Origin of the sequence: Leptolyngbya sp. FACHB-711 (assembly GCF_014695615.1) — a bacterium.
Taxonomy (GTDB): Bacteria; Cyanobacteriota; Cyanobacteriia; order Elainellales; family Elainellaceae; genus Leptolyngbya_A.
Window position 1 is genome coordinate 1 of record NZ_JACJOR010000061.1, and the last position, 4,628, is coordinate 4,628.

General features: G+C 49.5%; 5 protein-coding genes. 3 read left to right on the forward strand and 2 right to left on the reverse strand.

The window, feature by feature from the left end; genetic code table 11:
* Together H6F80_RS01360 and H6F80_RS01365 are read right to left on the reverse strand one after the other, a co-directional pair.
* The coding region (locus tag H6F80_RS01360) for a hypothetical protein (RefSeq protein WP_190789826.1) at positions 1-434 on the reverse strand (434 nt) is incomplete at its 3' end.
* Positions 431-778, reverse strand: a complete 348-nt coding sequence (locus H6F80_RS01365) for a hypothetical protein (protein ID WP_190789827.1) — start codon at positions 776-778, stop codon at positions 431-433. The genes H6F80_RS01360 and H6F80_RS01365, both read right to left, overlap by 4 nt.
* Before the next feature lie 208 nt (positions 779-986).
* Here H6F80_RS01365 and H6F80_RS01370 point away from each other — a divergent pair, with 208 nt between their 5' ends.
* From H6F80_RS01370 to abc-f, 3 genes are all read left to right on the forward strand, one after another.
* On the forward strand, positions 987-1,217 hold the full coding sequence (locus H6F80_RS01370) for a DUF7219 family protein (protein WP_190789828.1): 231 nt from the start codon (positions 987-989) through the stop codon (positions 1,215-1,217).
* Between the two features lie 323 nt (positions 1,218-1,540).
* A complete protein-coding gene (locus tag H6F80_RS01375; RefSeq protein ID WP_190789829.1) occupies positions 1,541-2,173 on the forward strand; it encodes a hypothetical protein in 633 nt (210 codons plus the stop codon).
* A gap of 436 nt (positions 2,174-2,609) precedes the next feature.
* Positions 2,610-4,208: a ribosomal protection-like ABC-F family protein gene (gene abc-f / locus H6F80_RS01380; RefSeq protein WP_190789830.1), complete on the forward strand. Its 1,599-nt coding sequence runs from the start codon at positions 2,610-2,612 to the stop codon at positions 4,206-4,208.
* Positions 4,209-4,628 lie beyond the last annotated feature (420 nt).

The following is a 4,628-nucleotide window of genomic DNA, read 5'->3' on the forward strand; positions in this document are numbered from 1 at the left end:
TGCGCTGCTTCGTCTTCTGCTTCTAGCTGGTCAACCATTGCCAGCACTGCTGCTTTGTCAACGGGAGCCGCAATCGATTCTTTCGGTTTAGCAATCGGCTTTGCTCTTTGCTGGCGCGGTCGGGCTGGCTCCATCAAGTCGCTTAAATCCACCGCCATCGTCTGCCGCACCACATCAGTGAAAAAGCCCTGCTCCACAATCGGATCGCGGCATGACTCCTCCCACTGCGTCATCAGCACTCCAGCTCGTGCCTCACACAGTTCAGCAATCTGGAGTAAGGCATCGCCAGCAAATCGCAATCGTTCAGCTTCCGGCAGGTGTGCCGCTGTTACTTCCACTGCATCTAGTATCTGAGCCAGGTCGATCGCCTCTGGCATTTGCTGCGCCAATTGCAGTTGCTCCCACAAATCCAATTCCAGTTGCCTCGCTTTCACCCACTACGTCCCGTTCCCACAAACTGAAGATGCTCCGCATGATACGAGCAAGGGCGGATGGGGCACTGAGCGATCGCGTGCTGTTCCTCCCGCGCAAAGCGTTCAAACCCACTGCGCCGCCCGTTGCCATACTGCTGGTAGAGCGCCTCCAGAAGCTGTCGGGCATACTCTTTCACCAGTCTGGGCGGCAACCCAAACGTGTGCTGTGGCTGGGTCAATGCGATCGGCTCACTGCCCACCCACATCTCTGCACATAGGGCATGAATTACAATCTCATCGTTGGGCTGACGCGGCTTCTCCACATAAGTGTGCAGCACAACAAACGGCACAGGCGGGATTGGCACGACCACCTCCTCAAGCTGCGGTTGCGCCGCACCTGGTTGCCCCGACCCTTACGGTAATACGATCGCCGCCTGCGGCAGACCGCATCATTCCAGCAGCCGTCCCCATCGTGATCGGCATCATGCAGCCGCCGAGCCTCCGACACCGTCAGGAGGCTGCACGCCCAGCACTTTTCATTCGTTCGCGGATGATGGATAGGAGGGGCAATAGATGGATCGATCTGAGTTTTTGTATCCCTGTAGCCGTTATCGGGGTGAGGTTAAGCCAGAACAGTTGGTGTTTAATGCTAACCTTCAAGAGTTTGCTCAGCGCGTGGGATATATTGCCAACCTGGAGATGGCAGGGAAGCTGTCGCCGGAGGATGCGTATGAGCAGATCGAGGGGCTGTGGCAGCAGTTGCAGCGCAGTAAGCAGGGGTTGGGGATTGGGACATCCGCTTGAAAAATGTACAGTAACTTTTTGTTTGCCCTGGCGACATAATTAGTGTTGCTAAAGAAGCGAAGCTAATCCTGGTTTACTTTTCTACCTAAAGCCAGCTTAGCGATCCCGATGATTTGATGATAAGTCATTGAGTAAACTCTCTAAGAGCTCCTTCCACAGAGAAGGTTTTGCTCAGCGGCACTAATCTGTCTCGATGTCATCTAATTTGGCACTGTACACCAGACGGGGGATCAGTATGCGGTTGGATTAAAGCTACTTCACCTCAAAATTGTCAACCTTAACTGCGATAAGATTGCATCGTTAACGGTTGTTTTGCTCTCTCAATGCTTGAATCGCTTTGGCAACTTCTCTGGCACTTTCTACCGCTTCCCCTAATTATTTTTCTCGGTGGGATCGCAGTAGGGGTGCTGGGATGTAGTGCGATCGCTGCTTACCTCGATCGTAAACCTGTGATTGCACAGAGAATTGACATTATCCCGAAGCTTGAAGACCTTTTTGGTTCACTGGAATTGCAGTCGCTAATCACAGTTTCCAATGGCGAAAATTCCTACAATTACCGCGACCTACACACCGTTCAGGTGGAACTAACCAATCAGTCCAGACAGAACTTTGATGAATTTGAGTTCGGGATTGCCTTGGCGTCTGACGCTGCGATCGTACATATGGAAGTTCAGTCTCCCGATCGCCATCGAGTAGTTAAACCTATCACACCGTTTAGCTTTGGTCAGCCCCGTTCTCAGGTTGATTTAAGCCTGCAACCATTTAATCGAGAAGATAGCTATACGTTCCGCTTGCTGATTATTGTTCCTGAAGGTAGCTCTTCTCTAGGAACTGTTACCTTGAGTTCCCCTGAAGCGGCTCGTTTTGCAGAGTTGCCGACGACGCAGGAGCTCTTAAAAAAGGCAGCAAAAGCAATATCGTTACCGCTGGGTCCTTTCAAAATCTCCTTTCGCTAATTCTGCTAATTGCTTCTATCAAATTTGCTCCTTTTTGCTTAAATGCACATTCTCACAACCTCTTTCTCCTGGTTTTGCAGCCTCTGGAGAGCATCATAGTGGAGAGAATATATCTGCTGGTAGATTCTGCATGTGCTTATTGTCCTGCCGACCTTGCCATTCGCTGAAATTTGCGACATAACCGAAAATTCTAGTGCTGTTTCTGAAGCGTTTTGACGACTTCGAGCTTGGAATTGATAAATTACGGGATGTAGTCTATTCTGTAGTACATAAAGATTTGCGCTACAAAGTTGCCATGAGCCTAACAACGCTGTAACTCAGACTGGTTCTGAATCATTACACTCTCCGTTTTCGTCTATTGCTCTGATTGGACGAGATTGGACGTGAAACCGTTGGTTTGAAAATTTCTCAACTGCATTATTAGGAGGAAAGCATGATGCCACAGCATTGCTGCTTACTGGCAGATCGTCTAAGCTGCATGCTGCCACCCGATCGCATGCTATTTCGCTGTGTTCAACTCAGGGTGCAGAGCGGTGATCGAATTGCGCTTGTCGGTGCTAATGGCACGGGAAAGTCCACGCTGCTGCGAATTCTGGCAGGACAGCTTCAGCCGTCATCTGGTAATATTCATCGACAGGGTTCGATTTACTATTTACCGCAAATCAGCACAATTCATCAGCAGATGATTAACAAAACCGTGCTGGAAATGCTGATGGAAACGACAGAAGAATGGTGGACAGTGACAGGCTTGCTGGAAACCCAGTTTCATAATCAGATTGATCTATCCCTTCCGGTTCACGCTCTCAGCGGTGGCGAACTAACTCGCCTGTTTCTGGCGATCGCCTTTGCACAAACCCCCGATATTCTCTTGCTAGATGAACCAACGAATCATCTCGACTACCACGCACTGGAAGCCCTGCGGCGATTGCTAGAATCGTTTAGCGGCGCATTTGTGATGGTGTCTCACAAGCCGATGTTCCTCGATCAGGTTGTTCAAACCGTATGGGAATTGACTGCTGATGGCTTGCGGATTTACGGCGGCAACTTTTCCGCTTATCGGAAACAGAAGCAAATCGAACGAGAGGTAAAACTGCGATCGCACGAAGTTGCCCGCAAAGAGCTAAAACAGGCAAAAGCAGCAGCAATGCAGGAGCAGCAGCGGGCGGCACAGTCTCAGCGCAATGGTCGTCGGCAGGCTGGGAGTCTCCCGCCGATTGTTGCCGGAGCACGAAAGCGCAGTGCAGAAGTCACCGCAGGCAAACTGAAGCAAAAACATGAAGCCACCATCGCCACTGCCGCACAGAAAGTAGAGGAGACGAAACTGAGAACGACAAAAGCAACACAAATTCAACTGGAGGAACGCAGTCACAAACATCGCAAGCTGGTTGAAGTTCACCACGCCACGCTTCAGGTTAACCATCAATCGCTGATCAAAGATATCCAGTTTCATCTGGTGGCAGGCGATCGCGTTGTGATCGCTGGGGCAAACGGTTCTGGAAAGTCCAGTTTGATCAACGCCATTTTGCGCCGCTCTAATGCTGCCAAATTAATCGCAGGAGAAGTGCTGCTGTCGCCAAATTTGAAGGCGATTTATCTGGATCAGGGCTATGAACTGATTTATCGCAACCGCACAGTTTTGCAGAATATGCAAGCAGCCAATCCTGCTTTGGGCTATCAGCAAATGCGTCAACAGTTGGGGCATTTTCTCTTTTTTGATCAGGCAGTGAACAAAAAGGCATCTGTTTTGAGCGGCGGTGAACTAGCACGATTGGCACTGGCAATGATCAGCGTTGCTCAAATCGATTGGTTGATTCTAGATGAACCAACAAACAATCTTGACATTCCAACAGTTGATCAAATTGTGAATGCTCTAAATTATTACCAAGGTGCGCTGCTGATAATTTCGCACGATCTGGATTTTCTCAGCCGCATTCATGTTACGCGAGCACTCAAGGTTGAGCATCAAACCTTGAGGCCAATGGCTTTTTTACCTGAAGCATCAGAGCAGTATTATCAGGAGTTGCTACGGATTTAGGTTGTGCCGCAAAAACTAGTGGATGATAAGGTAAACAAGCCCAACCTTACTTTCTCTTCCTCTAGTGTTTACTGCTTCTTTGTTTAATGGCGGCATTTGTTACCTGAAATCATCCTGCTCAACGTCTGCTGGTACTGCCCTTTAGGTTCGCCAGTTCCCTAAAGTGGGAGACCCGCTCATCTGGCTTACCAAGTGGTGTTCTAGACCCAAAAGGGTTCTCAATCGCTTGTTTCTGCTGCTGCCGTTTGAGATTAGAGATTGTTTTCCTGACCCGTTCAAAAACTGATTACTCGTCCTCCTTGAAGTCAGGTAGCCTGGGACAAGCTGTACTACCTATGCTCCTATCTCTATGAGTTCTGGGAATTCTGCTGCTTAAAGCCTAGAAGAATTCCCAGAACCGCAAACAGGAGGAGGGGCTGT